The organism is Pararhodobacter sp. CCB-MM2 (assembly GCF_001691415.1).
GTDB lineage: Bacteria > Pseudomonadota > Alphaproteobacteria > Rhodobacterales > Rhodobacteraceae > Pararhodobacter.
This window is the reverse complement of sequence record NZ_LRRR01000008.1, coordinates 50846-75064: the sequence shown is the minus strand read 5'-3', so window position 1 is coordinate 75064 and position 24219 is coordinate 50846. Positions and strand designations below refer to the sequence as shown.

Annotated in this window: 25 protein-coding genes and 1 tRNA gene; 12 read left to right on the top strand and 14 right to left on the bottom strand. The window is 66.0% G+C overall.

Features of this window, described 5'->3' with window-relative positions; all coding sequences use genetic code 11:
* Positions 1-27: 27 nt before the first annotated feature.
* Complete coding sequence (gene folK / locus BCY78_RS10675) at positions 28-579, bottom strand: 2-amino-4-hydroxy-6-hydroxymethyldihydropteridine diphosphokinase (protein WP_233499384.1); 552 nt, start codon at positions 577-579, stop codon at positions 28-30.
* A 150-nt stretch (positions 580-729) separates the two neighbouring features.
* Here folK and BCY78_RS10670 point away from each other — a divergent pair, with 150 nt between their 5' ends.
* The gene (locus BCY78_RS10670) at positions 730-1356 is read left to right on the top strand and encodes an NYN domain-containing protein (RefSeq protein WP_225298333.1); all 627 of its coding nucleotides are present in this window, start codon (positions 730-732) and stop codon (positions 1354-1356) included.
* Between the two features lie 41 nt (positions 1357-1397).
* A complete protein-coding gene (locus BCY78_RS10665) occupies positions 1398-1790 on the top strand; it encodes a YqaA family protein (protein WP_233499383.1) in 393 nt (130 codons plus the stop codon).
* Between the two features lie 6 nt (positions 1791-1796).
* Here the strand turns inward: BCY78_RS10665 and BCY78_RS10660 are convergent, their stop codons facing one another.
* Positions 1797-3986: an ATP-binding protein gene (locus tag BCY78_RS10660; RefSeq protein WP_233499390.1), complete on the bottom strand. Its 2190-nt coding sequence runs from the start codon at positions 3984-3986 to the stop codon at positions 1797-1799.
* A gap of 257 nt (positions 3987-4243) precedes the next feature.
* Between BCY78_RS10660 and ispH the strand changes: the two genes are divergently transcribed.
* From ispH to BCY78_RS10635, 5 genes are read left to right on the top strand one after another with little or no spacing between them, the layout of a single operon-like run.
* Entirely contained in the window at positions 4244-5194 is a 951-nt protein-coding gene (gene ispH / locus BCY78_RS10655) for a 4-hydroxy-3-methylbut-2-enyl diphosphate reductase (protein ID WP_068301223.1), read from the top strand.
* Positions 5191-5802, top strand: coding sequence for a LysE family translocator (locus tag BCY78_RS10650; protein ID WP_068301221.1), 612 nt, complete (start codon positions 5191-5193; stop codon positions 5800-5802). The genes ispH and BCY78_RS10650 overlap by 4 nt, the downstream gene beginning before the upstream one ends.
* Complete coding sequence (locus BCY78_RS10645; RefSeq protein ID WP_068301215.1) at positions 5799-6386, top strand: class I SAM-dependent methyltransferase; 588 nt, start codon at positions 5799-5801, stop codon at positions 6384-6386. Before BCY78_RS10650 ends, BCY78_RS10645 begins: the two co-directional genes overlap by 4 nt.
* Before the next feature lie 18 nt (positions 6387-6404).
* Positions 6405-6857: a ribonuclease HI gene (rnhA, locus tag BCY78_RS10640; RefSeq protein ID WP_068301212.1), complete on the top strand. Its 453-nt coding sequence runs from the start codon at positions 6405-6407 to the stop codon at positions 6855-6857.
* Positions 6858-6883: 26 nt separating this feature from the next.
* On the top strand, positions 6884-7513 hold the full coding sequence (locus tag BCY78_RS10635) for a trimeric intracellular cation channel family protein (RefSeq protein ID WP_068301210.1): 630 nt from the start codon (positions 6884-6886) through the stop codon (positions 7511-7513).
* A 4-nt stretch (positions 7514-7517) separates the two neighbouring features.
* On the opposite strand, the gene BCY78_RS10630 is transcribed toward BCY78_RS10635, so the two are convergent.
* On the bottom strand, positions 7518-8084 hold the full coding sequence (locus BCY78_RS10630; RefSeq protein ID WP_068301503.1) for a TetR/AcrR family transcriptional regulator: 567 nt from the start codon (positions 8082-8084) through the stop codon (positions 7518-7520).
* A gap of 83 nt (positions 8085-8167) precedes the next feature.
* Here BCY78_RS10630 and BCY78_RS10625 point away from each other — a divergent pair, with 83 nt between their 5' ends.
* On the top strand, positions 8168-8569 hold the full coding sequence (locus tag BCY78_RS10625) for a hypothetical protein (RefSeq protein WP_068301207.1): 402 nt from the start codon (positions 8168-8170) through the stop codon (positions 8567-8569).
* A gap of 56 nt (positions 8570-8625) precedes the next feature.
* Positions 8626-9072 carry a thioredoxin TrxC gene (gene trxC, locus BCY78_RS10620; protein WP_068301205.1) on the top strand — a complete coding sequence of 149 codons (447 nt, stop codon included), beginning with the start codon at positions 8626-8628 and terminating at the stop codon, positions 9070-9072.
* Between the two features lie 86 nt (positions 9073-9158).
* Here the strand turns inward: trxC and BCY78_RS10615 are convergent, their stop codons facing one another.
* The 8 genes from BCY78_RS10615 to BCY78_RS10580 form a co-directional block, all read right to left on the bottom strand.
* Positions 9159-10010 carry an ABC transporter permease gene (locus tag BCY78_RS10615; RefSeq protein ID WP_068301202.1) on the bottom strand — a complete coding sequence of 284 codons (852 nt, stop codon included), beginning with the start codon at positions 10008-10010 and terminating at the stop codon, positions 9159-9161.
* Positions 10011-10016: 6 nt separating this feature from the next.
* Positions 10017-11285 (bottom strand): ABC transporter permease, encoded by a 1269-nt coding sequence (locus tag BCY78_RS10610; protein WP_068301199.1) that lies wholly within the window; start codon positions 11283-11285, stop codon positions 10017-10019.
* A gap of 96 nt (positions 11286-11381) precedes the next feature.
* Complete coding sequence (locus BCY78_RS10605) at positions 11382-12497, bottom strand: extracellular solute-binding protein (protein WP_083194958.1); 1116 nt, start codon at positions 12495-12497, stop codon at positions 11382-11384.
* A 125-nt stretch (positions 12498-12622) separates the two neighbouring features.
* A complete protein-coding gene (locus BCY78_RS10600; protein ID WP_068301196.1) occupies positions 12623-13720 on the bottom strand; it encodes an ABC transporter ATP-binding protein in 1098 nt (365 codons plus the stop codon).
* Between the two features lie 290 nt (positions 13721-14010).
* Complete coding sequence (locus BCY78_RS10595; RefSeq protein ID WP_068301193.1) at positions 14011-15399, bottom strand: 5'-nucleotidase C-terminal domain-containing protein; 1389 nt, start codon at positions 15397-15399, stop codon at positions 14011-14013.
* 185 nt (positions 15400-15584) lie between these two features.
* Complete coding sequence (locus BCY78_RS10590; RefSeq protein ID WP_068301190.1) at positions 15585-15815, bottom strand: Flp family type IVb pilin; 231 nt, start codon at positions 15813-15815, stop codon at positions 15585-15587.
* Positions 15816-16201: 386 nt separating this feature from the next.
* Positions 16202-16288, bottom strand: a tRNA-Leu gene (locus BCY78_RS10585).
* 64 nt (positions 16289-16352) lie between these two features.
* Complete coding sequence (locus BCY78_RS10580; protein ID WP_068301189.1) at positions 16353-16850, bottom strand: DUF2306 domain-containing protein; 498 nt, start codon at positions 16848-16850, stop codon at positions 16353-16355.
* Between the two features lie 88 nt (positions 16851-16938).
* On the opposite strand from BCY78_RS10580, the gene BCY78_RS10575 reads away from it, so the two are divergent.
* Positions 16939-17727, top strand: a complete 789-nt coding sequence (locus BCY78_RS10575) for a LytTR family DNA-binding domain-containing protein (RefSeq protein ID WP_083194956.1) — start codon at positions 16939-16941, stop codon at positions 17725-17727.
* A gap of 30 nt (positions 17728-17757) precedes the next feature.
* Here BCY78_RS10575 and BCY78_RS10570 read toward each other — a convergent pair whose 3' ends face one another.
* Positions 17758-19392 carry a peptidoglycan-binding protein gene (locus tag BCY78_RS10570; RefSeq protein ID WP_068301188.1) on the bottom strand — a complete coding sequence of 545 codons (1635 nt, stop codon included), beginning with the start codon at positions 19390-19392 and terminating at the stop codon, positions 17758-17760.
* A 336-nt stretch (positions 19393-19728) separates the two neighbouring features.
* On the opposite strand from BCY78_RS10570, the gene lipB reads away from it, so the two are divergent.
* Positions 19729-20397: a lipoyl(octanoyl) transferase LipB gene (gene lipB, locus BCY78_RS10565; RefSeq protein ID WP_068301185.1), complete on the top strand. Its 669-nt coding sequence runs from the start codon at positions 19729-19731 to the stop codon at positions 20395-20397.
* Here lipB and BCY78_RS10560 read toward each other — a convergent pair.
* Positions 20358-20891, bottom strand: a complete 534-nt coding sequence (locus BCY78_RS10560) for a hypothetical protein (protein ID WP_068301182.1) — start codon at positions 20889-20891, stop codon at positions 20358-20360. The two genes, lipB and BCY78_RS10560, sit on opposite strands and share 40 nt — an antisense overlap.
* Before the next feature lie 21 nt (positions 20892-20912).
* A complete protein-coding gene (locus BCY78_RS10555) occupies positions 20913-22154 on the bottom strand; it encodes a PLP-dependent aminotransferase family protein (RefSeq protein WP_068301495.1) in 1242 nt (413 codons plus the stop codon).
* Between the two features lie 386 nt (positions 22155-22540).
* Between BCY78_RS10555 and ctaD the strand changes: the two genes are divergently transcribed.
* Entirely contained in the window at positions 22541-24196 is a 1656-nt protein-coding gene (gene ctaD, locus BCY78_RS10550) for a cytochrome c oxidase subunit I (protein ID WP_068301181.1), read from the top strand.
* Positions 24197-24219: the final 23 nt, after the last annotated feature.

Here is a 24219-nt window from a genome sequence, read left to right as displayed (position 1 = left end):
CAAGCCCCGTTCCGCCCCAAGGGAAGGTCAAATTGGCCGGATCTCGGCAATTTCTGCCGGATCCAACGCTTCCAGCATCGCCCGAACACTCTGTCCGGTCAAGGGATGGACCCAATCGGGGGCCACGTCGGCCAAGGGAACCAGCACGAATCCGCGCTGATGCAGGCGGGGATGTGGCAGGAGCAAATGCTCAGGCGCCAGACGCATCTGGTCCTCCAGCGGCAGCTCCATCCAATGCGTCACCGTCGCCCGGTCCGGCAGGATCTGATCGCCGACCGCCAGCAGGTCGATGTCGATCACCCGCTGCCCCCATCGCCGGGTGCGGACGCGGCCCATTTCGGCCTCGATCCTGTGGCACAGGGCCAGCATAGCCTCGGGTGAGAGGTCGCTTTCCACCACGGCGCAGGCGTTCACGAAATCGGGACCGCTTCCCTTAGGGAAGGCAGGGGTTGAAAACAAACGGCTCGAACGCAACGTTCCAGAGAGGCCGGCCTTGATTGCGTCATACGCCTGTGCAAGTAGCCCTGCGTTCGAGGATGATTCCCCCGTCGCGTTGCTGCCCAGCGCCAGAAGGTGCATGTTGCGGTGGACGGAGTGCATAAATTTGTCCAATCTGGTGTCGGTCGCGTTTCGTTCGACCCGCCAGACCAAGACACCACAAAACAAGAGTGCGCAAGCCGGTCGTGGCAACCCATATTTCGATGACGCTGCGATTTGAAAGGAATGACGATGTTTTACAAGGATGAGCGTCTCGCCCTGTTTATCGACGGCGCGAACCTCTTCGCCGCAGGCAAGGCCCTGGGGTTCGACATCGACTACAAGCTGCTGCGGCAGGAATTCATGCGCCGCGGCAAGCTGCTGCGCGCCTTCTACTACACCGCCCTGCTGGAGAACGACGATTATTCGCCGATTCGCCCGCTCATCGACTGGCTGAACTACAACGGCTACACGATGGTGACCAAGCCCGCCAAAGAGTACACGGACTCGATGGGTCGCAGGAAAGTGAAGGGCAACATGGATATCGAGCTGACGGTCAACGCGATGGAAATCGCGCACCGGCTTGATCATGCCGTGCTGTTCTCGGGTGACGGGGATTTCCGGCCGCTGGTGGAATCGCTGCAGCGTCAGGGCGTGCGCGTGTCGGTCGTGTCGACCATCCGCTCGCAGCCGCCGATGATCGCCGACGAGCTCCGCCGTCAGGCCGACAATTTCATCGAGCTCGACGAGCTGCGCGATGTCATCGGTCGCCCGCCCCGGGAACCGCGCGAGCCGCGTGACCACCGTGCCCCGCGTGAGGATGGCCAACCCGAGGCCGCCGATCAAGGCGCCAACAGCGGCGCGAACGGCGCAGACTGACCCTGATCGCCGCGCTTGCCGGGCTTTTCGCCGCCGCCTTCGTGGCGGCGACGGTCCTCCCCTTCCAATCCGAAATCATCTTTGCGGGCCTTCAGGTCGCGGGCATGGCCCCGGTCTGGCTTCTGGTCGTGGTGGCCTCGATCGGGAACACGCTGGGCACCTATGTCAATTATTGGCTGGGCTGGCGGTTGGAGACAGCTGGCGGGCATCGCTGGCTGAAGATCCCCGATGACAAATTCGCCCGCGCCCGCCGCTGGTGGGATCGCTGGGGCGTGTGGATGCTGCTGGCCTCGTGGCTGCCGATCGGGGATTTGACCACCGTCATCGCCGGCGCGATGCGCACACCGCTGTGGCTGTTCACGCTGATGGTCGCCGTGGCCAAGACCGGCCGCTATATCGGGCTGGCGCTGATCACCGCCGGGCTGTTCGGCTGACACCGTTCAATCGGGCAGCCGGATCTCCATCGGCGCGGCCCCAAGGACATCGGCTTCGTCCGCGCCCCCGGCCCAGCGCAGGACCGCCTCACGCAGGGTCGCAACGCGCACCGGCTTCGACAGGTAATCGTCCATCCCGTGCGACAGGCAGCGCTGCGCTTCGCCGGCAAGGGTGTTCGCGGTGATAGCGACGATGGCGGTGCGCGGACGCCCTTCGCGCTCTTCGATCTCGCGGATGCGGGTGGTCATCTCGAAGCCGTCCATCAGCGGCATGTGGCAATCCGTCAGCACCAGCGGGAAGTTCCCCTCGCGCCAATACTGCAGCCCCTCGGCCCCGTTGACGGCGGTGACGACCTGCAGGCCGATGCGTTTCAGCTGCTGGCCCAGAACCTCGCGGTTGATCTCATTGTCTTCGACCAGCAGGACGGGCGGCAGATCCTCGGCGCGGTCCAGCGCCGAGACGACCGTATCCGCCAGCGCCACCGAGGCGTTGGGCAGCGACCGGCCGGCCGCAGCGGCCATGCCTGCCCACAGCTCGCTCAGGCGCATAGGCCCCCAATGGACGCGCACCGTGGTCGGCGAGATCATCCCGTAGCGGTCCGAGGGCCGGGCCGAGAAGGTCACGCAATGCGCCGTCGGGAAGGCCTGCTGGAAGCGCAGGACAGCGGCGTCATCGACATCGAGCCCCGCTTGACGCGGGCCGATCAGGAAGACGGCCTCGGGATGCTCTGCCGCCAGTTCGAACAAACGCTCCTCGGTAGGCGCCTCCATCAACGTGGCGCCGGTCGAGCGCACATAGACCCCGTCATCCAGCCGTGTCCCGGCCGCGTCCATGCGCAGGATCACCGTCACGCCGGACAGGTCGGGCGGCGTGATCTCACCCTCCCGCTCGGCCATCGGCAGGCGGACGGTGAAGGTCGCGCCCTGTCCCAGCGTACTCTCGACCGATATTTCACCGCCCATCTTCTCGACCAACCGCTTGGTGATCGTCAGGCCAAGACCGGTGCCCCCGAACCGCGCGCTGCCATGACCCGAGGCTTGGGCGAAGGGGTCGAAGATGCTGTCGAGCTGATGCTCGGCAATGCCGATCCCGTTGTCGGAGACCTTCAGCAGGATCCAGCCGTCATCGTCCAACCGGGCCGTGAATTCGACGATGGCAGGGCGATCATCCCCTTCCTCGCGCCGAGTGAACTTGATGGCGTTGCCGATCAGGTTCACGAGGATCTGCCGCAAACGCCCGGAATCGACGGTGACATTATGCGGCATGCCGGGCTTGAAGAACTGCACCAGCCGCACCTGATTGCGCAGGGCGTAGGAGCCCATGGCCTCGGTCATCGACTCGAGGAACTCCAGCCAGTCGGTCCGGGTGGGATGCAGCTCGATCTGGCCGGCATCGGCTTTGGACACATCGAGGATGTCGTCGATGATCCGCAGAAGCGCGAAGGCCGACTGGCGCACGGTGCGCAGCATCCGGCGTTGCTGGTCGTCCATGTCAGTGGCTTCCAGAAGCTCCACCATGCCGACGACCCCGTTCATCGGCGTGCGGATCTCATGGCTCATGGCGGCGAGGAAATGCCCCTTGGCCTGAGTGGCGACCATCGCCTCCTGCCGGGCCCGGTCCATCACGTCATGCTTGGCAAACAACACATAGGTCACCACGGTCATCTCCGTCAGCACGATGGCGACACCGCTGACACCGGCGAGGAGGCTGTAGATCATCGAGTCCGAATGGCTCAGCCGCGGATCGACGAAATTGTGCCCGAAGGCCCAGGTGCAGACATAAGACCCCATGGCAAGGCCGCACATGAGGATGACGCTGCCTCGCTCGCCACGCCAGTTGAACAGCAGGAAAGGAAAGGCGACGACGCCGGGATAGAGCGCATCCATATGCCCATCCGCGCCGATCAGCATATCGATCACGGCAAGACCGATCAAACCGATGCCATAGCCAACATGGCGGGCGTAGCGGAAGCGGCCCGTCCGCTCCAGCCAGAAGAAGGGCATCGCGCCGAGCAGCGTCAAGGCGCAGGCAAAGGCGATGGCATCGTGTCCGTTGAGCCAGGCGAATGCGGACCACCCGGCGATGGAACACGACATCAACAGGATCGCGACAACCATCTGCGGCCCGGCATAGGTCGGCACGTCGTCGGGCTGCGGTTGGCTGTCAGGCAGACCAGCCGAGTAGTTGCGGAACATCTCCAGCAAGCTGTGCTCTTCCTTCCCTTCCCTCGTCCGGGTCTGTCCCGGCGTCCCCCGGCCGTTTCCGGCTGCATGCGTCATTGTGCACCCGAACTTGTCACCACATTGTTTACCGGCGCGCGTTTCCGGTTACGGTGTGACGGACGGTCGCGTGACCGCCTCCGACTTCAATTCCTCGCCCCCGGGGTTGCGCTCGCCCCCCTTGCGGGGCACATCCGTTGCAGACCCAAGGCCCAACCGGGACGATGCCTCACATGTCCAAGCCTCCCCTGACCCTGTATCTCGCCGCACCGCGCGGCTTCTGCGCCGGCGTCGACCGCGCGATCAAGATCGTCGAGATGGCCCTCACCAAATGGGGTGCCCCGGTCTATGTCCGTCACGAGATTGTACACAACCGTTTTGTCGTAGATAGCCTTCGTGACAAGGGCGCCGTCTTCGTCGAGGAGCTGGACGAATGCCCCGATGACCGGCCGGTGATCTTCTCGGCGCATGGCGTGCCGAAATCCGTCCCCTCGGCCGCGCAGGCGCGCAACATGACCTTCGTCGACGCCACCTGCCCGCTTGTGTCCAAGGTTCATATCGAAGCCGAGCGTCATCATCAGGCCGGGCTGCAGATGGTGATGATCGGCCATGAGGGCCACCCCGAGACCATCGGCACCATGGGCCAGTTGCCCGAGGGCGAGGTCCTGCTGGTCGAGACCGTCGCCGATGTCGCCACCATCACCCCGCGCGATCCCGCGAAGCTGGCCTTCATCACCCAGACCACGCTCTCGGTCGATGACACGATCGACATCGTCGCCGCCCTGCGCGCGCGGTTCCCCGCCATTGTCGGGCCGCACAAGGAAGACATCTGCTACGCCACCACCAACCGGCAGGAGGCCGTGAAGGCCATCGCCGGGCGCATCGACGCGCTTCTGGTGATCGGCGCGCCGAACTCGTCCAACTCCAAGCGGCTGGTCGAGGTCGGCAAGGCCAATGGCTGCGCCTATTCGCAGCTGATCCAGCGCGCCGCGGATATCGACTGGCGCGCATTGGAGGGGGCGACCCATGTCGGCGTAACAGCCGGCGCCTCGGCCCCCGAGGTGCTGATCCAAGAGGTGCTCGACGCCTTCGCGGACCGCTTCGACCTGACCCAGGAGATCGTCGAGACGGCGGTCGAAAATGTAGAGTTCAAAGTCCCCCGCGTTCTCAGGGAGCCCGCATGACCCCCGAATTCCTGCTCACCGCCTTCATCGTCTGCCTCGCCCCCGGTGTGGGGATCATCTACACGCTGTCGACCACGCTGGGGCGTGGGTTGGTGGCCGGCCTCTGGGCGGTCCTCGGCTGCACCTTGGCCACGCTGGTGCATCTGGGCTTCGCGATGGCCGGGCTTGCCGCCGTACTGCAGACCTCGGCCACGCTGTTCACCGCGATCAAATTCGCGGGCGTCGCCTATCTGCTGTGGATGGCCTGGGGCACGTTGAAGGGCACCGGCGCCTTGCAGGTGACGCCCGACACGCGCGCGCAATCGCCGCTGGTGCTGATCCGGCGCGGTGTGCTGCTGAACCTGCTGAACCCGAAGCTGCCGATGTTCTTCGTGGCCTTCCTGCCGCAGTTCATCCCGGCCGGGGCGCCCGATGCGACCGCACTGCTGATCCAGCTCGGCCTCGGCTTCGTGGCGATGACCGCCGGTGTCTTCCTCCTCTATGCGCTGGCGGCTGGCTGGTTGCGCAGCCGCGTGCTGGGCTCGGAACGCGCGATGACCTGGATGCGCCGCGCCTTCGCCGCCTCCTTCGCGGCGCTGGGGGCCAAGCTGGCGTTGGAGCGCGCATGAGCGAGGATCCCCAGACGCTGGCCGTCTACGCTGCCCGCGCCGGGGATTACGCGCGCCTCTTCGCCGAGGGGCCGCCCTCGGTTCCGCTGTTGGCCTTCATTGCTGCCCTGCCCCCCTCGGCCCGTGTGCTGGATCTTGGCTGCGGACCGGGCGGCGACAGCGCGCATATGGCTGCCGCCGGTCATCGGCCCGACCCCGTCGATGCCGCGCCCCAGATGGTGGCGCTGGCCTGCGCGCGGGGCCTGCCTGCCCGGGAAGGCAGCTTCGACACGCCCCTGACCGAGGTCTACGACGCCGCTTGGGCCAGCTTCTCGTTGCTGCATGCCACGCGCGCCGAGCTGCCGCGCCATCTGGCCGCGATCCATGCCGCGCTGAAACCCGGCGGGCTGTTTCACATCGGCCTCAAGGAAGGTCAGGGCGAGGAGCGCGATGCCCTCGGCCGTTTCTACACCTATTACACCCGACCCGAGCTGACGGGCCTGCTGGAACAGGCCGGCTTCACCATCACCGAGGTCACCGAGCAGGTGGACACCGGGCTGGCCGGCACGCCTGCCCTCGGCCTGCTTGTCACCGCCCGCGCCTGAAGACGAAAGACCCCTGACATGACCGAACTCTTTGCCTGGACCGATGGCGCCTGTTCCGGAAACCCCGGCCCCGGCGGCTGGGGCGTGCTGATGCGCGCGATGGAGGGCGAGACCCTGCTGAAGGAACGCACCCTGCAGGGCGGCGAGGCACAGACCACCAACAACCGCATGGAGCTGATGGCGGCGATCTCGGCGCTTGAGGCCCTGACGCGACCGACGACGATCACCATCACCACCGACTCGGCCTATGTGAAGAACGGCGTGACGCAGTGGATCCACGGCTGGAAGCGCAACGGCTGGAAGACCGCCGACAAGAAGCCGGTGAAGAATGCCGAGCTGTGGCAGCGCCTCGATGGTGCGCAAAAGACCCATTCGGTGACGTGGAAATGGATCAAGGGCCACGCCGGCCATGCCGAGAACGAGAAGGCCGACGAACTCGCGCGCGCGGGCATGGCGCCCTATAAGGGCTGAAGCGGACCACAGGGGAGGACGGGCCGATGACGCTGCTTCAGGGGCTCGACTACCTGTCGGTCTTCATCTTCGCGCTGACCGGCGCGCTGGTGGCCAGCCGCGCCCAGCTGGACCTTCTGGGATTCGCGTTCATCGCCGCGCTGACCGCTGTCGGCGGCGGGACGATCCGTGACGTGCTGCTCAACCGCGAGGCCGTCTTCTGGATCGCCAACCCGTGGTACATCGGCATCACCTCCGTCGCGGCGCTGATCGTCTTCTTCACCGCCCATCTGCTGGAGAACCGCCGCCGCGCCATCGATTGGCTCGACGCCGGTGCCTTGGCCGTCGCGGTTCCCGCCGGGGTCGGCGTGGCGCTGAGCCTCGATCACAGCCCGGCGGTGGTGGTGATGATGGGCATGATCACCGGGGCCTTCGGTGGCCTGATGCGCGACGTGGTCTGCAACGAGGTGCCGCTGGTGCTGCGGCAGGGCGAGCTCTACCTCTCCGCCGCCTTCGCCGGGGCAGTGACGGCCCTGCTGGTGCGCTGGGGGATCGGCCCCTCGCCGCTGGCCTTGATCGGCTGCGCGGCGGTGACCTTCCTGTTGCGCGCGGGCTCCATGGCCTTTGGCTGGAAGCTGCCGGTCTACAAGTCGCGCCCGCCCAAGCGCCGGATCTGACCCCTCAGCGCCGCAGGACCCGCGCCACCAGATCGCGCAGATCCTCGGCCTGTGTCCCTGCCCCGTCCGGCGCCAGCAATTGTGCGCCCAGATAGCAACCATAGATCTGCCGCGCGCCCCGCTCTGCCTCGGCCCGCGTCAGCCCCGCCTGCTGCAACAACCCGGTAAGAAACGCCAACCGCGCCGTATCCGCCGCGCGCTGCGCCTCGCCCGCGCCCGGCTCCAGCCGCGCCCAATCCCGGATCGCCAGCTCGGCCCTCGGCCCGCCATAACGCTCGGACAGGTCGGAGCTGGCGAGGTCCGTCAGCCGCTCCAGCCGTGCGGTGGCATCGCCGCCGCCCTCAACCGTCAGGGCCATCACCTGCTCGGTCGCCCGATCCAGCCAATGCGCCAGCATTCGCGCTTTCAGGTCCGGCAGATCCTTGAAGTGCCAGTAGAAACTGCCCTTCGACACGCCAAGGTCGCGGGCAATCGCCTCGGCCCGGACGGCCGCCAGCCCCCCCTGCGCCAACCGCCGAAAGGCGGCAGCGATCCAGTCCTCCGGTGAGAGCGAGGGGCGAGGCGCGGTCATGCGCCGCACCATACGGCAGCGTATTGACTCCAGCAAGGCACAGGCGCATCCATACGCCACCGTATGCAACCTCAGGAGCCCCCATGTCCCTATCGCCCCGCCTGATGACCGCCGCCGCTCTCCTCGCCCTGACCGGCGTGGTCCATGTGACCTTGGGCGGCACCGCCGTCTACGAGCCCCTCCTCGCCGTCAGCCCCACGACCGAGTTGACGCTGTACCTCGCCCTGCTGTGGCATTTCGTGACCGTCTATTTCGCGCTTGGCGCCCTCGGCATGGGCTGGGCCGCCCTCGCCCCGACCGCCCGGCGGCAAACGGCAGCGGTGATCGCGATCCTCGGACTTGGCATGGGCGCGCTGTTCCTCGCCTTCGGCCTGACGATGCTGGGCGAGCCTTGGACCGCCCCGCAATGGATCATCACGCTGGTGATCGCGGGTCTCGCACTCTGGCCGCCGCGCGGCCCGTCGATTTCACGCGCTCAGGCTTGACTTGCCCGCCGCCCTCCCCCATCTCACATTCAGCCCAATGAATGCGAGGTGCCGAGATGGCCGCGAAGATCAAACTGACCTGCCCGGAATGCGCCCAGGTGAACCAGTTCCCGGCCGACAAGGCCGGGGCCGTGCCGAAATGCGGGATCTGCGGCCACGCGCTGAATGACGGCAAGGTCGCGAAGCTGGATCTCAAGACGCTGGAGAAGATGGCGCGCAACGACGAGATGCCCCTGCTGGTCGACTTCTGGGCCCCTTGGTGCGGCCCCTGCCGCCAGATGGCGCCCGAGTTCGAGAAGGCCGCGCGCCAGCTGAAAGGCAAGGTGCGGCTGGCGAAGATCGACACGCAGTCGAACCCGGATGCGACCGTGCGCTACAATATCCGCGGCATTCCGGCCTTCATCCTCTTCCACCGCGGCCGCGAGGTCGCCCGCCTCGCCGGCGCCCGCCCGGCCTCGGACCTGATCCGCTTCGTCGAGGAAAAAGTCGCGCTCGTCGGCTGACGAGAAAGGGCGCCCCCTCCCGGCGGCGCCCCTCATCTTTACTCTCAAAATATCCCGGGGGGTTTGGGGGGCAGCGCCCCCCTTTCTCACGCCGGGCTCATGCCCCGCATCTTTTCGTTGCGCCGACGCAGCATCTCCAGTGTTGCCAGCAGCAGGATCGACAACCCCACCATCAGTGTCGCCACCGCGAGGATCGTCGGCGAGATCTGCTCACGCAGGCCGATGAACATCTGCCACGGCAGGGTCTGCTGCGCGGCCGAGCCAACGAAGATCACCACCACCACCTCGTCGAACGACGTGATGAAGGCGAACAGCGAGCCCGAAATCACGCCCGGCAGGATCAGCGGCAGCTGCACCTTGAAGAAGGTCTTCACCGGCCCCGCGCCCATCGAGGCCGCCGCCCGCGTCAGCGACCGGTCGAAGCCCACCATGGTCGCGGTCACGGTGATGATGACGAAGGGAATGCCCAGAATGGCATGCGCCAGCACGACGCCCCAGTAGGTCCCCTGCAAGCCGATGGCCGAGAAGAAGAAATACATGCCGGCGGCCGAGATGATCAGCGGCACGATCATCGGCGAGATCAGGATCGCCATGATCGCGCGCTTGAAGGGGACGTGGCTCTGGCTCAGGCCGATGGCCGCAAGCGTCCCCAGCGAGACCGAGATCAGCGTCGCCATCGGCGCGATGGTCAGCGAGTTACGGGTCGCCTGCTGCCAGTCGCTGTTGGTGAAGAAATCCTCGTAATGCTTCAACGAGAAGCCGGCGGGATCCAGCGCCAGCATCTCGGGCGTGAAGGTGAAGAAGTCCTGCGCGTTGAAGCTCAGCGGGATGATCACCAGGATCGGGAACATCAGGTAGAAGAAGATGATCCCGCAGATCACGCGGAAGGTGTAGTACCAGATCCGCTGCAGGGGCGAGGCATAGGTGGGAAGGGCCATGTCTGATTACCCCAGCTTCACGTTGTCGATGCCCACGACCTTGTCGTAGACCCAATACAGCACCAGAACCGCCAGCAGCAGGATGGTGCCCAGCGCGCCCACGAGGCCCCAGTTGCCTGACACATACCATTGGTGCGCAATCCGGTTCGAGATGAACATGCCCGAGGGGCCGCCTACCAGTTCCGGCGTGATGTAGTAGCCGACGGCCATGATGAACACGAGGATCGCGCCCGCGCCGATGCCGGGCACCGATTGCGGGAAATACACGCGCCAGAAGGCGGTCCAGTCGGTCGCGCCCAGCGATTTCGCGGCACGGACATAGCTCGGCGGGATGGTCTTCATCACCGAATAGAGCGGCAGGATCATGAAGGGCAGCAGGATCTGCGTCATCGCGACGATCACGCCGAACTTGTTGTTGATCATCGTCAGCCGGTTGTCGTCCGCGACCAGCCCGATCCAGACGAGGAACTGGTTCACCACACCCTGATCCTGCAGCAGCACCTTCCACGACGAGGTCCGGACCAGAAGCGAGGTCCAGAACGGCAGAAGCACGAGGATCAGCAGCAGGTTGGCATGCCGCTCCTTGATGTTGGCCAGCAGGAAGGCGACCGGATAGCCAAGCAGCAACGCGAGGAAGCAGATCAGCCCCGACATCCAGGCCGTGCGCCAGAACAGCATCAGGTGCAGCGATTGGTTGTCCGGCAAGGGCTCCACATGGCCCGAGACCATCGTGCGGTCCACGGCGGCGAGGTAGTAGCCGGTGGTATATTCCGAGCTATAGGCCTTCAGCGCGCGCCAGGTCTCGAGCGAGCCCCAATCGCGGTGCAGGTCAAGGAAGCGCTCGCGGAACGGGCCGTCCGTCTCCAGATCCCAATCCGGCACGGCGCGCAGCGCGCGGCGCATCATCGTCGTCCAGCCGGCAGCCTCGAAGTTCATGCGGCGCGCGACCTGAAGGGCGGTCCGATCGGGGATGGCGATCTGAAGATCGGCGGCCATGGCGCGGAACACGGCCTCGGGCGGCAGATCCTCGGAATCGATGTCCCAATCCTGCAGCGCCGCCACGGTCTGCGGCAGCGTGTCCTGCACGATGTTGTTCTCGACGGAGCGGGTCAGCATCGAGACGATGGGCATCAGGAAGCCCACGAAGATGAAGATCAGCAGCGGCGCGATCAGCAGCAGCGCGCGCATCTTCTGGCGGCGCAGGGCGCGGGCAAGGGATCGCTTGAGCGGTTCGCCGCCGCGGACTGCGTCGGCCTCCAGATCGGTGGTGGTCATCAGGACTTCCCCGTGGGTTCCGGTCCCCGTCTTCGCGCGGGGAGCCGGAGGTCATTCGAAAGCGGCCGGCCCGTCAGGGGGCCGGCCGTCAGGCTCTTATTGTGCCAGCCAGGCCTGGAAGCGGGCGTCGATCTCGTCGCGATAGTCAGCCCACCACAGGTAGTTGGTGACGAAAGCGCCGGTCATGTTGGCCGGGTCGGTCGGCATGTGCGGCGCCATCTCGATACCGAGGGTCTCGTGGGTGCCAACCATCGGCGCCGACGAGGCGCGGGCCGGACCATACGAGATGTACTTGGCCTGATCGGCCAGACGCTGGGTGTCGGTGGCGAAGTTCAGGAACGCCATCACGCGGGCCAGACGGTCTTCCGGCAGGCCGGCGGGAACGATCCAGCCGTCGATGTCCAGCATCTGATAGCCCCAGGCCATGCCGATCGGCTGGTCCTGCTCGGCGATGGCCGAGAACAGACGACCGTTGTAGGTCGAGCCCATGAAGATCTCGCCATCGGCCAGCAGCTGCGGGGTTTCGGCAGCAGCCGACCACCAGATGGTCTGGTCCTTGATGGTGTCGAGCATCGCGAAGGCGCGCTCGAGGCCTTCTTCGGTTTCGAGGGTCTCGTAGACTTCCTCGTAGGGCACGCCGTCGCACAGCAGGGCCCATTCCATGTTACCGACCGGACGACGGTTCAGCGCGCGGCGGCCCGGATAGGTCTCAAGGTCGAAGACGGCGCAGGCATCGGTCGGCGCGTCGACGCCTTCCGGCACCATGTCGGTGCGGTAGCCGAAGGTGGTCGAGAACACGATCTGCGGGATGAAGCATTCCGACACGATCATCGGGCCGAAGTCTTCGGTCGCCGAGGTGCCATCGGGCGCGGCGGCCAGAACGGCATCGTGATCGATCGGCATCGCCAGACCCTCGTCGCACAGGCGCAGCGAGTCGGCGGCCTCGACGTCGACCAGATCCCAAGTGACGTTGTTGGCTTCGGTCATCGCGCGCAGACGGGCCACGGCGTCGGCCGAGCTTTCATCGGTGATGATGGTGACGTCGGAATGGTCCGACAGATAGGGCTGGAAATAGGCATTGTCCTGCGACGCCTGGTAGGCACCACCCCAGGAGACGATGGTCATTTCATTGGCCATGTCCTGCGCGACGGCACCACCGGCGGTGAGCGCGACGATACCGGCGGCCCCCATCATTGCGGTTTTCAGTTTCATTGCATTACTCCCTGGTCGTTGGACCCGCTGTTGTTTCACATCGCCCCGCGGGCCGGGGGTTGATGTGCATTGCACTGTCGCTCGGCCAGCCGGGCCCGCCTTGGGGTCCGACTGACGCGCGCCACTCAGGCGTCGAGCGCGCGGCAATCCTCGGGGCGCCAGCCGATGCGGATCTTGTCCCCCGCAGACAGCCGACGCTGATCCTGAGCGTTGCGGTATTTCATTACGAAATCGTCACGACCCGCCACCCGAAGGCGGAAGCGGAACGTGTCGCCCATGTAGATGAACTCCAGCACCTCGGCGTCGATCAGATGCGCATCGGGCGCCAGACGCTCAGGGTTCGATTCCACCCGCTCAGGGCGGATCGAGACGCGGGTGCGCTCGCCGGGCTGCGAGACGTTGACCGGCTTCGCGTCGATCACGCTGCCATCGTCCAGACGCACCGTGCAGCGGTCGCCCGAAATGGTCTCGACCACGCCTTCCAGCTTGTTGTTCTCGCCGATGAACTGGGCGACGAAGCTGTTTTCAGGACGCTCGTACAGATCCTCGGGCGGGGCCAGCTGCTGGATGCGGCCGTCGTTGAACACGGCGACGCGGTCCGACATGGTCAGCGCCTCGGTCTGGTCGTGGGTGACGTAGACCGTGGTGATGCCCAGCGTATGCGCGAGGTTGGTGATCTCGAACTGCATATGCTCGCGCAGCTGCTTGTCGAGCGCGCCGAGCGGCTCGTCCATCAGCACCAGCTCCGGCTCGAACACCAGCGCGCGGGCCAGGGCGACCCGTTGCTGCTGGCCGCCCGAAAGCTGGGCCGGGCGACGGTTGCCGAAGGCGCCCATCTGAACCATGTCGAGCGCGCGCTTGATCTTCGCCTCACGCTCGGATTTGCCCATCCCCCGCACTTCCAAGGGGAAGGAGAGGTTCTCGGCAATCGTCATGTGCGGAAAGAGAGCGTAGTTCTGGAAGACCATGCCGATCCCGCGCTTGTGCGGCGGGATGTTGTTGATGGGCTTGCCGTCGAGCAGGATCTCGCCATGGGTGGCGGTCTCGAAGCCTGCGAGCATCATCAGGCAGGTGGTCTTGCCAGAGCCCGACGGGCCGAGCATGGTCAGGAATTCACCCTTCGGCATGCTCAGGTTCAGGTCTTTCACGACCAGAACCTCGCCATCATAGCTTTTTTGCACGCGGTCGAATACGACGAAACCGTCGGTGCGACTTTGGGACACGTAGCTTCCCCCTGTTGGTGGGTCGTCTTTGTTTTTTGTTTTGTAGAGCCAGTAAAACGACCGCCCGGCCCTAATTCAAGCGATTATCCGCCAGATCGACCAGGACAAGGGTCAAACGCGACAAAACGCCGGCGATTTGCGTCATCGCCGGACGATAGGACCGTCACAGGCCCTCTTGCGGGCCGTCGTCCTGCCCCAAGGGAAGCAAAGTTGCCTCAGCAAGTGGCGGAAAGCGCCTAACATGCGCGCTTTCCGCATATATTTTCACGGATTTTCGGGCGTCGCGCCTATCAAAGCGCCGCCAGCGCGTCGGCCGTCACGGCCTTCAGCCTGAGTCCCTCGACCCGTTCGAACGCCAGATCCTGCGTCCCCAGATAGGCCGCCTGATTGGTCGCCGTCCAATCGTTGACCGCCAGACGGTATTGCGCCTGCGGATCGATCTGCAGGGTGGCCGCATGAACGAAATCGCCGGTTCGCTGATCGAGGCTCACGGCGTGATGCTGGTTCGCGCGCTGCAGGATCGAGGCCAGCTGTTCCCCGCTAACCGTGGCGACGGTCAGGTCGCCGTCAAAGCGGATGAAGGCGTCGAAATCATAGCGCGTGACCGGCCCCTGCGGCAGCGGCTGGCCGAAGGTTGTGTGGCCCAGCATCGCGAGGTCCGCCTCGGTCGCCGCGCGCACGGCCTCCGCCGCGAAGAGGATCGATTCGGGCAGGTCGCGCGCGGTCTGGGTGACGCCAACCACGGCGCGTTCCTCGTCCGTCAGATGGGTGTCGAGCTGGCTTTGCACCTCGGCCGCCAGCGCCTCGTCGGCGGGCATCCCGGCAGTAATCACCCGGCGCTCCAAGGTCGCGCGTTGGCCGGGGGCGAGGCCGATGAGCGTCAGCTCGCCACCCCAGCTGCCGCCGTGGAAGAAGGGGGCCTCGGCCTCGTCATGCTGGAAGGACAGGTGGTCATGGGCGCCGATCAGCACCGACTTGGCGGTAAGTCCGGGCAGGATCGCGCGGTCGGCCATCACGCCGGCATGGTTCAGCACCAGCGCCGCGTCATTCGCTGCCTCAAGCTGCGGGACGGTATCGGCCGCGAATTGAGCCGGATCGAGGAAGCCCAGCGTCTCGCGCACCGGAGCGCGGTAGGTGAAGGGGTTGGTCGTCGCCAACCCGGTCACGCCGATGCGCATGCCGTTCAGGCTGAGGCGCGTCTGCGCGGAGGTGAAGAAGCGCCCGGTGCGGCGGTCCAGCAGGTTCGAGACGACCTCGATCCCCATGCCTTGCAGGCGGGCGACGGTGCTGGCCATGTCGTCGACCAGCGCGGTCTCGTGGTTGCCGAGGTTCAGCACCACCGGCGCGCGGCGGCTCAGGGCCTCAAGGAACGCCAGATCCGCCGCCCCGCCCGAGCGCAGGGCCACGGCATTGCCGCGCTCGAACACGTCGCCGTTGAGGGTGATCATCACCGGCACCGGGCTGTCGGCGATCACCCTGTCGACCTCGGCCAGAATCTGCGGCAGGCGGGCGTAGCCGGAATGCAGGTCGGCCAGCGCGATGACCAGAGCCTCGGCCCCCTGCTGCTGCGCCGACAGCGCCGAGGGCAGGATCGCCGCGGCCGGCAGGGCGGCCATGGTGCGCAGAAGAAGGCGGCGGGACAGCGCGACCTGGGTGCGGGGAGCGTGACGAAGTTTCATAGTAAGTCCTTGACGTGTATCCGGTTCCGGGATGCCTCGCGATAGGCCGGCGGCCATGACGCGGGCATGACAGAGGCCGGGGTTTCCTCGGTGACGCAGGGTCACCACGGGCAGGGTCAGGACAGCAGAAAGGGCCGCCGGTAAGGGCGACCCTGAGATCGTGTCACACGATGTCCGGCGTCAGATCAGTCCGGATCGGCGACCACTTCGGTGTAGCCAAGCGTGCCCAGCGATGCCACCGAAGCCGCTTCGAGCGAGCTCTGGATGTCGCCGCCGAGGCTGACAACGCCCGTGCGGACCGAGGTGATGACGGCAAGGCCGAGACCCACGATGGCGGCGGTCAGGACGACCCAATCGACGGTGACCGCACCGGATTCGTCTTTCGCGAAGGACATCAGAGCTTTGTTAAGGGACATGGAGGCTACTCCTACAGGGTTACTGGTTAGATCCGGGGCCGCGCCTGCGAGGGTTGAATGCATGAACGCCGTTTGCCCGAATGGTTAGCTTTTCCCTAACAACCGCGGCTCAATCTCGCCCGGGAACTGACCATTTCACGTCGGAAATCGCGCTATTTCAAGGAATTAACACGGATCAGCGACAGTAGGCTTAACAGCCATTAACTGATCCAGTTGTCGCGACAATTTGCCTTCCAGTTCCGCCCAGTTTTTCACGAACGGGAGCGAACCGCTTGAGACCCCGCCCTGCGCGAACGCGCTCCGACGGGAACCGGCGGTGGGCTGGAGGGGGCTGGAACGAAAAAACCCCCGAGGCCAAAGCAAGCTTTGATCTCGGGGGTGTTTTTTGGTGCGGTCGAGAAGACTCGAACTTCCACGGGGGTTAGCCCACAGCGACCTCAACGCTGCGCGTCTACCAATTCCGCCACGACCGCACTGGATTGGTGCGGTGCGTGTAGCCGGTTCGAAAACGGATGTGAAGAGGGAAAGCGGAGAAACTCACGCATTTCTGCGGACATCGAAGCGCCTGTTGCGGCGGTACAGCCAAAGCCCCGTCGCGATCAGCGCGGCAATGAGGAAAAGCCCCGCCTGCGTGTCCTCGCCAAACAGGACACGGTGCATGATCCGGCCCGGCAGCAGGGTGAAAATGGCCGCTGCCGACAGCCCGAACAGGTAGAGCGAGCGCATGATCCGGGCATGTCCCCGGTGATTGCCGCGAATCGCTTCGGTCAGGCCCCAGGTCAGCGAACACAGCGTCCACAGCGACAGGGCATGGATCGGGCCGAAGGGGCCGATCATCGGCATCGAATGGATCCAGAAGCTGGACAGCGCGGTCGCCGCCATGAGGGTAATCCACACGTAGCCCGTCACCTTGTGCCAGCGGTCGCGGCGACGGCGCCACAGCGCGACAGGCCCCAAGGCCAGCGCCAACAGGGCCGCGAATGCGTGCAGCTGGATCACCATCGGGGCCTGAAGCAGGGGAGAAAGGCTTGTCATCGGGGCATCTCCTCGTGTTGTTAGGACCAGACCGAGATGCCCTGCCCTGCCCGGCCGGGTCCAAGCCCGATCCGTGAACGAGGCCGGAATGACCGTGAAAGACAGCGCCTTGCGCCTTGCGATGCGTGAGTTGCAATCGCTCCTGCGGCGTCCCGGCACGCCGGTGATCGTCGCTGCCGTGATCGGCGTGCTGGCGATCTCGGGCCCGTTCGGCACCCTCGAGTCGATGGGCTTCGCCACGCGGCTTCTGTACTGGGCGGTGATCGTCGGCGTAACGCTGTTGTCCGGCTGGTTCGTCAGCCTCTGGTTGGTGCATGTGATGATCCGGCGCGGCTGGGGCAAACCGGCGATCTGGGCGCTGGTCAGCTTAGTGGTCGCCGTGATCGTCGCCGTCGAGGTGGCGCTGGTGAACATCGTGGCTTTCGGGATCTGGCCGGTGACCGGCGAGGCGATCCTGAGCCTGCTCCTGTCCACCGTGCCCATCGCGCTGATCGTCACCGCTGTCTTCACCTGGGGCCCGACCGTGGCGGAGCCTGACGAGGCCCCGGCCACCGCCGTGCCGCAACCGCCGCGCCTGTTGTCGCGCCTGCCGCTGGACAAGCGCGGGCCGCTGATCGCGCTGTCGGTGCAGGACCATTATGTCGAGGTCGTCACAGCCAAGGGGCGCGAGCTTCTGCTGATGCGCCTCGGCGACGCGATGGCCGAGACCGAGGGGTGCGCCGGGCTTCAGGTCCACCGCTCGCATTGGGTGGCGCTGGGTCAGGTTCGGGCCGCCCGGCGCGAAGGCGCGCGCGGGGTGCTGACCATGTCCGACGGGCGCGAGATCCCCGTCAGCCGCACCTATCTGCCGGATGCAAAAGAGGCCGGGCTGCTGTGAGCCCGGCCTCCGATTATCGTGTCAGCGCGGTTACTTGCTGTTGGGGTCCGCCGCCGGGGCGGGTGCGGGCGCCACGGGCGTGACCACCGGCGCGGCCGGCATGCCGGTGCCGTTCGCCGCATGCGCCGCCGCCAGCACCAGCGCATTGCGCGAGGCCGGGCCGGGCTGGAAGGCGACTTCGGTCGTCAGCGCCACCGGGACCGAGGCGTCGAACCACGCCCCAGCCAGATCACGTCGCTGCACCGCACCGATGCCCTGCATCAGGTGGTGCGCCGGCAGCTCGCCATAGGCGCTCTCGCCCAGCGCGGTCAGGATCAGGGCCGAACCGATGGCCACCGGCAGGTTGTCGGTCGAATAGCCGGACGAGAGACAGATCCGGGCGTTGGTCGCCAGATCCGCGGTGTTCATCCCCGAGGTCAGCATCCATTGCGTCATCGAGGCCAGCACGACCTCCCGCGATTGCAGCGACAGCGCGGCGACCTGCGCCTGCAGCGCATCCGCCAGCCCGGCGCATTGCCCGGCCACATCGCTTGAGGCCACGCCCAGCTGCGCCATCAGCGCCTCACCATCGGCGATGGCATAGCCCCGTGCCAGGCAGAACTGCTCGTTCAGGGTGAAGACCGGGTCGCTCATCGAGCCCAGATCGGTGTAGCCCCCGTTGGCCGAGGTCACGAGGCCCACGCGGTTGCAATGCGAGGCCAGCGACGCCGTCTGCGCGCGACCGGCACCGCCAAGGAAGTTCGGCATGGCGCCCGAAGCCGCCGGGGCGGCGCCGGGGTTCGGCACCATCGGCTGGGCCGCGGCGACCGGAGCTGCCAGCGCGCCCGAGGGGGCCGTGGCCGGCGCGGCGGCGACAAGGGTCGTGGTCCCCTCCGACAGGCGGCAGGCCGATTGCAGGCAATCGAAGGCCGCCGGGGTCGAATCGTTCGACTGGAAGTCGTTGCGGGCATAGCCATCGGGCGTCGAGACGAAGACCTGCACCGTGCAGGCCTGCGCGTTGCACCAGAAGGCCGAGCCGGTGACCGAGGTATCGATGATGTAATCGGTGCGCCCGTCGCCGTTCAGATCCGCCAGCTGCACGAAGCCCGACCGTTGGACCAGCTGTTCCGCCGTCGGATCGGCGGCTGCGGCGATCTCGTCGACGGCATCGGCGACCTCGGGCGGCAGGCCATAGGCCCCGGCCGTGCGGGTCCCGCCGCCGCGCATCTCGTCACGGACGGCTTCCAGCAGGCCGCGCTGGCCGTCGCGATGGCGCTGGGTGATCCGCGTCACCTCGGCCCCGCCGGCAATGGCGCGCTGATAGGCGGTGACCAGCACCAGACGCTCGAACTCCAGCAACTGGCCGGTGGCCGGGAACTGGAGATAGGCCTGATAATTGGTGATACCGCGGCGCGAGGCCGGCCCCAGCGAGCCATCGACCCCGCCGACGTTCCAGCCGAAATGGTTCAGCGCGGTCTGGATCTCCCGCGCTTGCTGACGGGCGGTGTTGTCGACGACGACCGTGCGCTGAACGACGCGGGGACGCTGCGACTGGATGCCCCCCATGATGATGCCGCCCAGAACGGCGCCGGCGATGGCGTCACCGATGTCGGCATTGGCGCGCCCGGTCTGCCCGACGATCAGGGCCGCGACGAGGGCGGTGGACGTAAGGATTTTGGTATTCATGACTGAAATCCCGCACTGAAACACTGAATAGTGAAAAGGCTATCCGCAGGGATGATTCGCGCCAACCCGCCATGAGTCGGCAACCCGCACTAATTTGCGTCGAATCAGTCTCAGATCGGCCAGGAGGCGACGATCGGCAGCGCGGTCAGCGTGAGGACCAGCACCAAGGCGGCAACGGCACTGGGCTTGTCCGAGCGGATGAGGGTGGTCATGTCTGTCTCCCCGTGTTGCGGCCCTTGGTCTGCGCTCTCGGCGGCCGGGCCTTCTTGATCCCTGCCCGTTAGTCGCTAGGTTGCGCGCAACGGTTCAAACACGGCTCGAAGAAAGTTGTGCGACATGGAATGGCGCGTCCTGCCGGGCCTTCAGCCCTACCCCGAGACACTCGCCGCGATGGAAGCGCGCGTCGCCGCCATCGCCAAGGGCGAGGCTGACGAGGCCGTCTGGCTGCTGGAGCATCCGCCCCTCTACACCGCCGGCACCTCGGCCCGGGCCGAAGATCTGACCGCCCCGGACCGCTTCCCGGTCTTCACCGCCGGTCGCGGCGGGCAATACACCTACCACGGGCCCGGCCAGCGCGTGGCCTATGTCATGCTGGACCTCAACAAACGTGGCCGCGACGTGCGCTGCTTCGTGCACAAGCTGGAAGACTGGGTGATCCGCACCTTGGGCGAGTTCAACGTCACCGGGGAGCGGCGCGAAGGGCGCGTCGGCGTCTGGGTCACCCGCCCCGAGAAGGCGCCCAATCTCGACGGCACCCCGCGGGAGGACAAGATCGCCGCGATTGGCGTGAAGCTGCGCCGCTGGGTCAGCTTTCACGGCATCTCGATCAACGTGGAGCCCGAGCTGGAGCATTTCTCGGGCATCGTCCCCTGCGGCATCCGCGAGCATGGGGTGACCAGCCTCGTGGATCTGGGCCTGCCGGTGACGATGGACGATCTGGACGTCGCCCTGAAGCGGCAGTTCGATCAGGTGTTCGAAGAAGGCGTGGCCTGCACAAGCCGCTGAGCCGCGCGCTGAGCCGAGGCCTCCTCCTGCGCGCGCCGCAGGGTCACACGTTCCATCAGCCGGGTTTCGAAATTCCAGATCCCGCCCCTTAGCTTGCCCACCCGCACCCAATAGGGCGCCGGTCGCAGGCGGGTCTGGATCAGCAGGAACGGCTGCTTGTGGCGCGGCATGTTGGTTGTGGCGGGGCGGGCCTCCTCGCCGCCCAAAACCGCGATGATGTCGCTGTATTGGAACTCTTGCCGGCCGATGCGGACGTGATTGTCATAGAGCGCGGCGCAGACATGGGTGGTCATGTACATCGCGCCCGCCGCCGTCAGCAGCCCGATCCCGGCAAAGGCCGGGCCGACGAATTCTTCGGGCTCGCCCAGCACCCCGCGCTCGGCCAGAAGGCCGAACACCAGCATTCCCACCGCCGCGAGGGCGACAAGGATCGGCAGGCGGCGATCGAGGGGGAAGATCTCGGGCGGCAGGGTCTTGGCACGGTCATCCGTCATGCCAAGACCTTGCCCCGTCGGTCAGCCTGCCGCAACCGCCGTTGCCGATTGCGTCACGCGCGCCAGAAGACGACCGAGGCGCTTCATGCCCTCCTCGATCATCGCCTCGTCCGCGCAGGAGAAGCTCAGCCGCAGCGTGTTGCCGTTCGAGCCATCCGCAAAGAAGGCGCGGCCCGGCACGAAGGCGACTTTCTCGGTCTGCAGGGACTGTGCCAGCAGATCCGCGCCGTCGATGCCCTCGGGCACCGTGACCCAGACGAACATCCCACCCTCGGGCTTGGTCCAGCGCACGCCGTCAGGCATGTGGCGCTTCAACGCCGCCAGCATCGCGTCGCGACGGGCCGAATAGGTCGCGCGCAGCTTGGCGACATGCGGCTCGAAGATCGCGCGGGCGACATGGTCGGTGGCGATTTGGTTCAACGTTGGCGAATGCAGATCGGCCGCCTGCTTCATCAGCACCAGCCGCGCAATCACCGGCTTCGAGGCCACGACCCAGCCCACGCGCAGCCCCGGCGCCAGCACCTTGGAGAACGAGCCGCAATAGATCGTGCGGCAGGCCTCCAGATCGCCGCCCTTGCGCGCCAGCTCCAGCGCGAGGATCGGCGGCACCGGCTCGCCGTCGTAGCGCAGGGTCTGATAGGCCGCATCCTCGATCACCGCGCAATCGAGCGCGTCGGCCATGTCCAGCAGGGCCTCGCGCCCGGTGCGGTCCAGCGTCTCGCCCGTCGGGTTGGCGAAATCGGCCGAGAGATAGGCAAATTTCACCTTCCCGCCCGCATCGGCCGCGGCGTCGGCAATGGCCGAGGCCGGGCGGTTCGACTTGGGATCGAGCCGGTCATAGCGAGGCTCATAGGCGTTGAACGCGCCCAAGGCGCCCATATAGGTCGGCCAGGTGACCAGCGCCGTATCCTCAGGGTTCAGCATCAGCTTGCCGAGGTAATCCAGCGCCTGCTGCGAGCCCGAGGTGATGAACACGTTCTCGGCCGCGCAGGGCACGCCGATCGACGCCATGTGTTCGGCCAGCCATTCGCGCAAAGGCTTGTAGCCCTCGGACACCGAGTATTGCAGAGCCGCCCCCGCCGAGGGGCCGGTGAGCGCTGCATCCATCGCATCGCGGTAGGCCTGAGCCGGGAAAAGCTTCGGATCCGGAATGCCGCCGGCGAAGGAAAGAATGTCGGGCTGATCCAGAAGTTTCAAAAGTTCGCGGATTTCGGATGCTTTCATGCGTCCGTTGCGGTCTGCGAGCACGTTTTGCCAATCCATCGTCATTCTCCACGTCTGGTCGGAGGACAGAGCGCCCGGCCTCGATATAAGTCAACCGTACTGACCAAAATGTTTCAGACACCGCCTGTTTTGTGATCATTCCGCGTGAGAAAGAGCCGCAGAGCCTACCGAAAGCCGCGTCCGGCCGGGGCGAACGCCCGTGGTGATTCGCCTGCAGCGGGCCGGATCACCGGGTTGTCAGCGCAAACCCGCCGCGCGACGGGTTGCCGTCCTTGACTTGGGTCAATTTTTTCCAGTCTGCGACAACAGGCCCGTTGCCGCGGCGGCCCCATCATTCTAGAACGACCCTAAGTCACGCCGGATTCCATGGAATCCCGGCCAGACCGTGCGTGAGAAAAAAGTTCGCAAGGGAACGGGAGCAACGAATGGCCAACGCAGCCGCTCACGGACACGAAGACCAGCGCGGGTTCTTCACCCGCTGGTTCATGTCCACCAACCACAAGGATATCGGGATCCTTTACCTGTTCACGGCAGGGATCGTCGGTTTCGTCGCGGTGGCCTTCACCGTCTACATGCGCCTGGAGCTGATGGAGCCGGGCGTGCAATACATGTGCGCGCAATGGGCCGAAGACGGCACCTGCGCCACGCCGGATGGCCACCTGTGGAACGTGCTCGTCACCGCCCACGGCGTGCTGATGATGTTCTTCGTCATCATCCCGGCCCTGTTCGGCGGTTTCGGCAACTACTTCATGCCGCTCCAGATCGGCGCGCCGGACATGGCGTTCCCCCGTCTGAACAACCTGTCCTACTGGCTGTACGTCGCCGGCGCCTCGCTCGCCGTCGTCTCGCTGCTGGTTCCGGGTGGTGAAGGCGGTCGCGGTGCGGGTACCGGCTGGGTTCTGTACCCGCCGCTCTCGACCCGTGAATCGGGCTTCTCGATGGACTTCGCGATCTTCGCCGTCCACCTCTCGGGCGCCTCGTCGATCCTCGGTGCGATCAACATCATCACCACCTTCCTCAACATGCGTGCCCCCGGCATGACCATGCACAAGGTGCCGCTGTTCGCCTGGTCGGTGTTCATCACCGCCTGGATGATCCTGCTGGCCCTGCCGGTGCTGGCCGGCGCCATCACCATGCTGCTGACGGACCGTAACTTCGGCACGACCTTCTTCGACCCGGCCGGTGGCGGTGACCCGATCCTGTACCAGCACATCCTGTGGTTCTTCGGCCACCCGGAAGTGTACATCATCATCGTTCCGGGCTTCGGCATCGTCAGCCACGTCATCGCGACCTTCTCGCGCAAGCCGGTCTTCGGCTACCTGCCGATGGTCTACGCGATGGTCGCCATCGCGGTGCTGGGCTTCGTCGTCTGGGCGCACCACATGTACACCGTCGGCATGTCGCTGACCCAGCAGACCTACTTCATGCTGGCCACCATGACGATCGCCGTGCCCACGGGCGTGAAGATCTTCTCGTGGATCGCCACCATGTGGCGCGGGTCGCTCTCGTTCGAGACCCCGATGCTCTGGGCCTTCGGCTTCCTGTTCCTCTTCACGGTGGGCGGTGTGACCGGCATCGTGCTGTCGCAGGCGCCGCTGGACCGCATCTATCACGACACCTACTTCGTCGTGGCGCACTTCCACTACGTGATGTCGCTGGGCGCCGTGTTCGCGCTGTTCGCCGGCATCTACTACTGGATCGGCAAGATGTCGGGCCGTCAGTACCCGGAATGGGCCGGCAAGGTGCACTTCTGGACCATGTTCATCGGTGCCAACCTGACCTTCTTCCCGCAGCACTTCCTGGGCCGTCAGGGCATGCCGCGCCGCTACATCGACTATCCGGAGGCCTTCGCCTACTGGAACTGGTTCTCGTCGATCGGCGCCTTCCTGTCGTTCGCGTCGTTCCTCTTCTTCCTCGGCGTGATGTACTACACCCTGACCCGCGGCAAGCGCGTGACCGAAGCCAACTACTGGAACGAGCACGCCGACACGCTGGAATGGACCCTGCCCTGCCCGCCGCCGGAGCACACCTTCGAGCAGCTGCCGAAGCGTGAGGACTGGGACCACGCCCGCGCTCACTGAGCCTGAGACACTCCAGAAGGCCC

Bases quoted from the DNA above. Each gene is read 5' to 3' on its own strand.
- ispH (WP_068301223.1), top strand. From the start codon at position 4,244: ATGTCCAAGCCTCCCCTGACCCTGTATCTCGCCGCACCGCGCGGCTTC.
- BCY78_RS10670 (WP_225298333.1), top strand. From the start codon at position 730: ATGTTTTACAAGGATGAGCGTCTCGCCCTGTTTATCGACGGCGCGAAC.
- BCY78_RS10595 (WP_068301193.1), bottom strand. From the start codon at position 15,399: ATGAAACTTCGTCACGCTCCCCGCACCCAGGTCGCGCTGTCCCGCCGC.
- BCY78_RS10590 (WP_068301190.1), bottom strand. From the start codon at position 15,815: ATGTCCCTTAACAAAGCTCTGATGTCCTTCGCGAAAGACGAATCCGGT.
- BCY78_RS10625 (WP_068301207.1), top strand. From the start codon at position 8,168: ATGTCCCTATCGCCCCGCCTGATGACCGCCGCCGCTCTCCTCGCCCTG.
- BCY78_RS10610 (WP_068301199.1), bottom strand. From the start codon at position 11,285: ATGACCACCACCGATCTGGAGGCCGACGCAGTCCGCGGCGGCGAACCG.
- folK (WP_233499384.1), bottom strand. From the start codon at position 579: ATGCACCTTCTGGCGCTGGGCAGCAACGCGACGGGGGAATCATCCTCG.
- BCY78_RS10580 (WP_068301189.1), bottom strand. From the start codon at position 16,850: ATGACAAGCCTTTCTCCCCTGCTTCAGGCCCCGATGGTGATCCAGCTG.
- BCY78_RS10570 (WP_068301188.1), bottom strand. From the start codon at position 19,392: ATGAATACCAAAATCCTTACGTCCACCGCCCTCGTCGCGGCCCTGATC.
- BCY78_RS10560 (WP_068301182.1), bottom strand. From the start codon at position 20,891: ATGACGGATGACCGTGCCAAGACCCTGCCGCCCGAGATCTTCCCCCTC.
- BCY78_RS10635 (WP_068301210.1), top strand. From the start codon at position 6,884: ATGACGCTGCTTCAGGGGCTCGACTACCTGTCGGTCTTCATCTTCGCG.
- lipB (WP_068301185.1), top strand. From the start codon at position 19,729: ATGGAATGGCGCGTCCTGCCGGGCCTTCAGCCCTACCCCGAGACACTC.
- BCY78_RS10650 (WP_068301221.1), top strand. From the start codon at position 5,191: ATGACCCCCGAATTCCTGCTCACCGCCTTCATCGTCTGCCTCGCCCCC.
- BCY78_RS10630 (WP_068301503.1), bottom strand. From the start codon at position 8,084: ATGACCGCGCCTCGCCCCTCGCTCTCACCGGAGGACTGGATCGCTGCC.
- BCY78_RS10645 (WP_068301215.1), top strand. From the start codon at position 5,799: ATGAGCGAGGATCCCCAGACGCTGGCCGTCTACGCTGCCCGCGCCGGG.
- rnhA (WP_068301212.1), top strand. From the start codon at position 6,405: ATGACCGAACTCTTTGCCTGGACCGATGGCGCCTGTTCCGGAAACCCC.
- trxC (WP_068301205.1), top strand. From the start codon at position 8,626: ATGGCCGCGAAGATCAAACTGACCTGCCCGGAATGCGCCCAGGTGAAC.
- BCY78_RS10555 (WP_068301495.1), bottom strand. From the start codon at position 22,154: ATGGATTGGCAAAACGTGCTCGCAGACCGCAACGGACGCATGAAAGCA.
- BCY78_RS10660 (WP_233499390.1), bottom strand. From the start codon at position 3,986: ATGTTCCGCAACTACTCGGCTGGTCTGCCTGACAGCCAACCGCAGCCC.
- BCY78_RS10575 (WP_083194956.1), top strand. From the start codon at position 16,939: ATGACCGTGAAAGACAGCGCCTTGCGCCTTGCGATGCGTGAGTTGCAA.
- BCY78_RS10615 (WP_068301202.1), bottom strand. From the start codon at position 10,010: ATGGCCCTTCCCACCTATGCCTCGCCCCTGCAGCGGATCTGGTACTAC.
- ctaD (WP_068301181.1), top strand. From the start codon at position 22,541: ATGGCCAACGCAGCCGCTCACGGACACGAAGACCAGCGCGGGTTCTTC.
- BCY78_RS10605 (WP_083194958.1), bottom strand. From the start codon at position 12,497: ATGAAACTGAAAACCGCAATGATGGGGGCCGCCGGTATCGTCGCGCTC.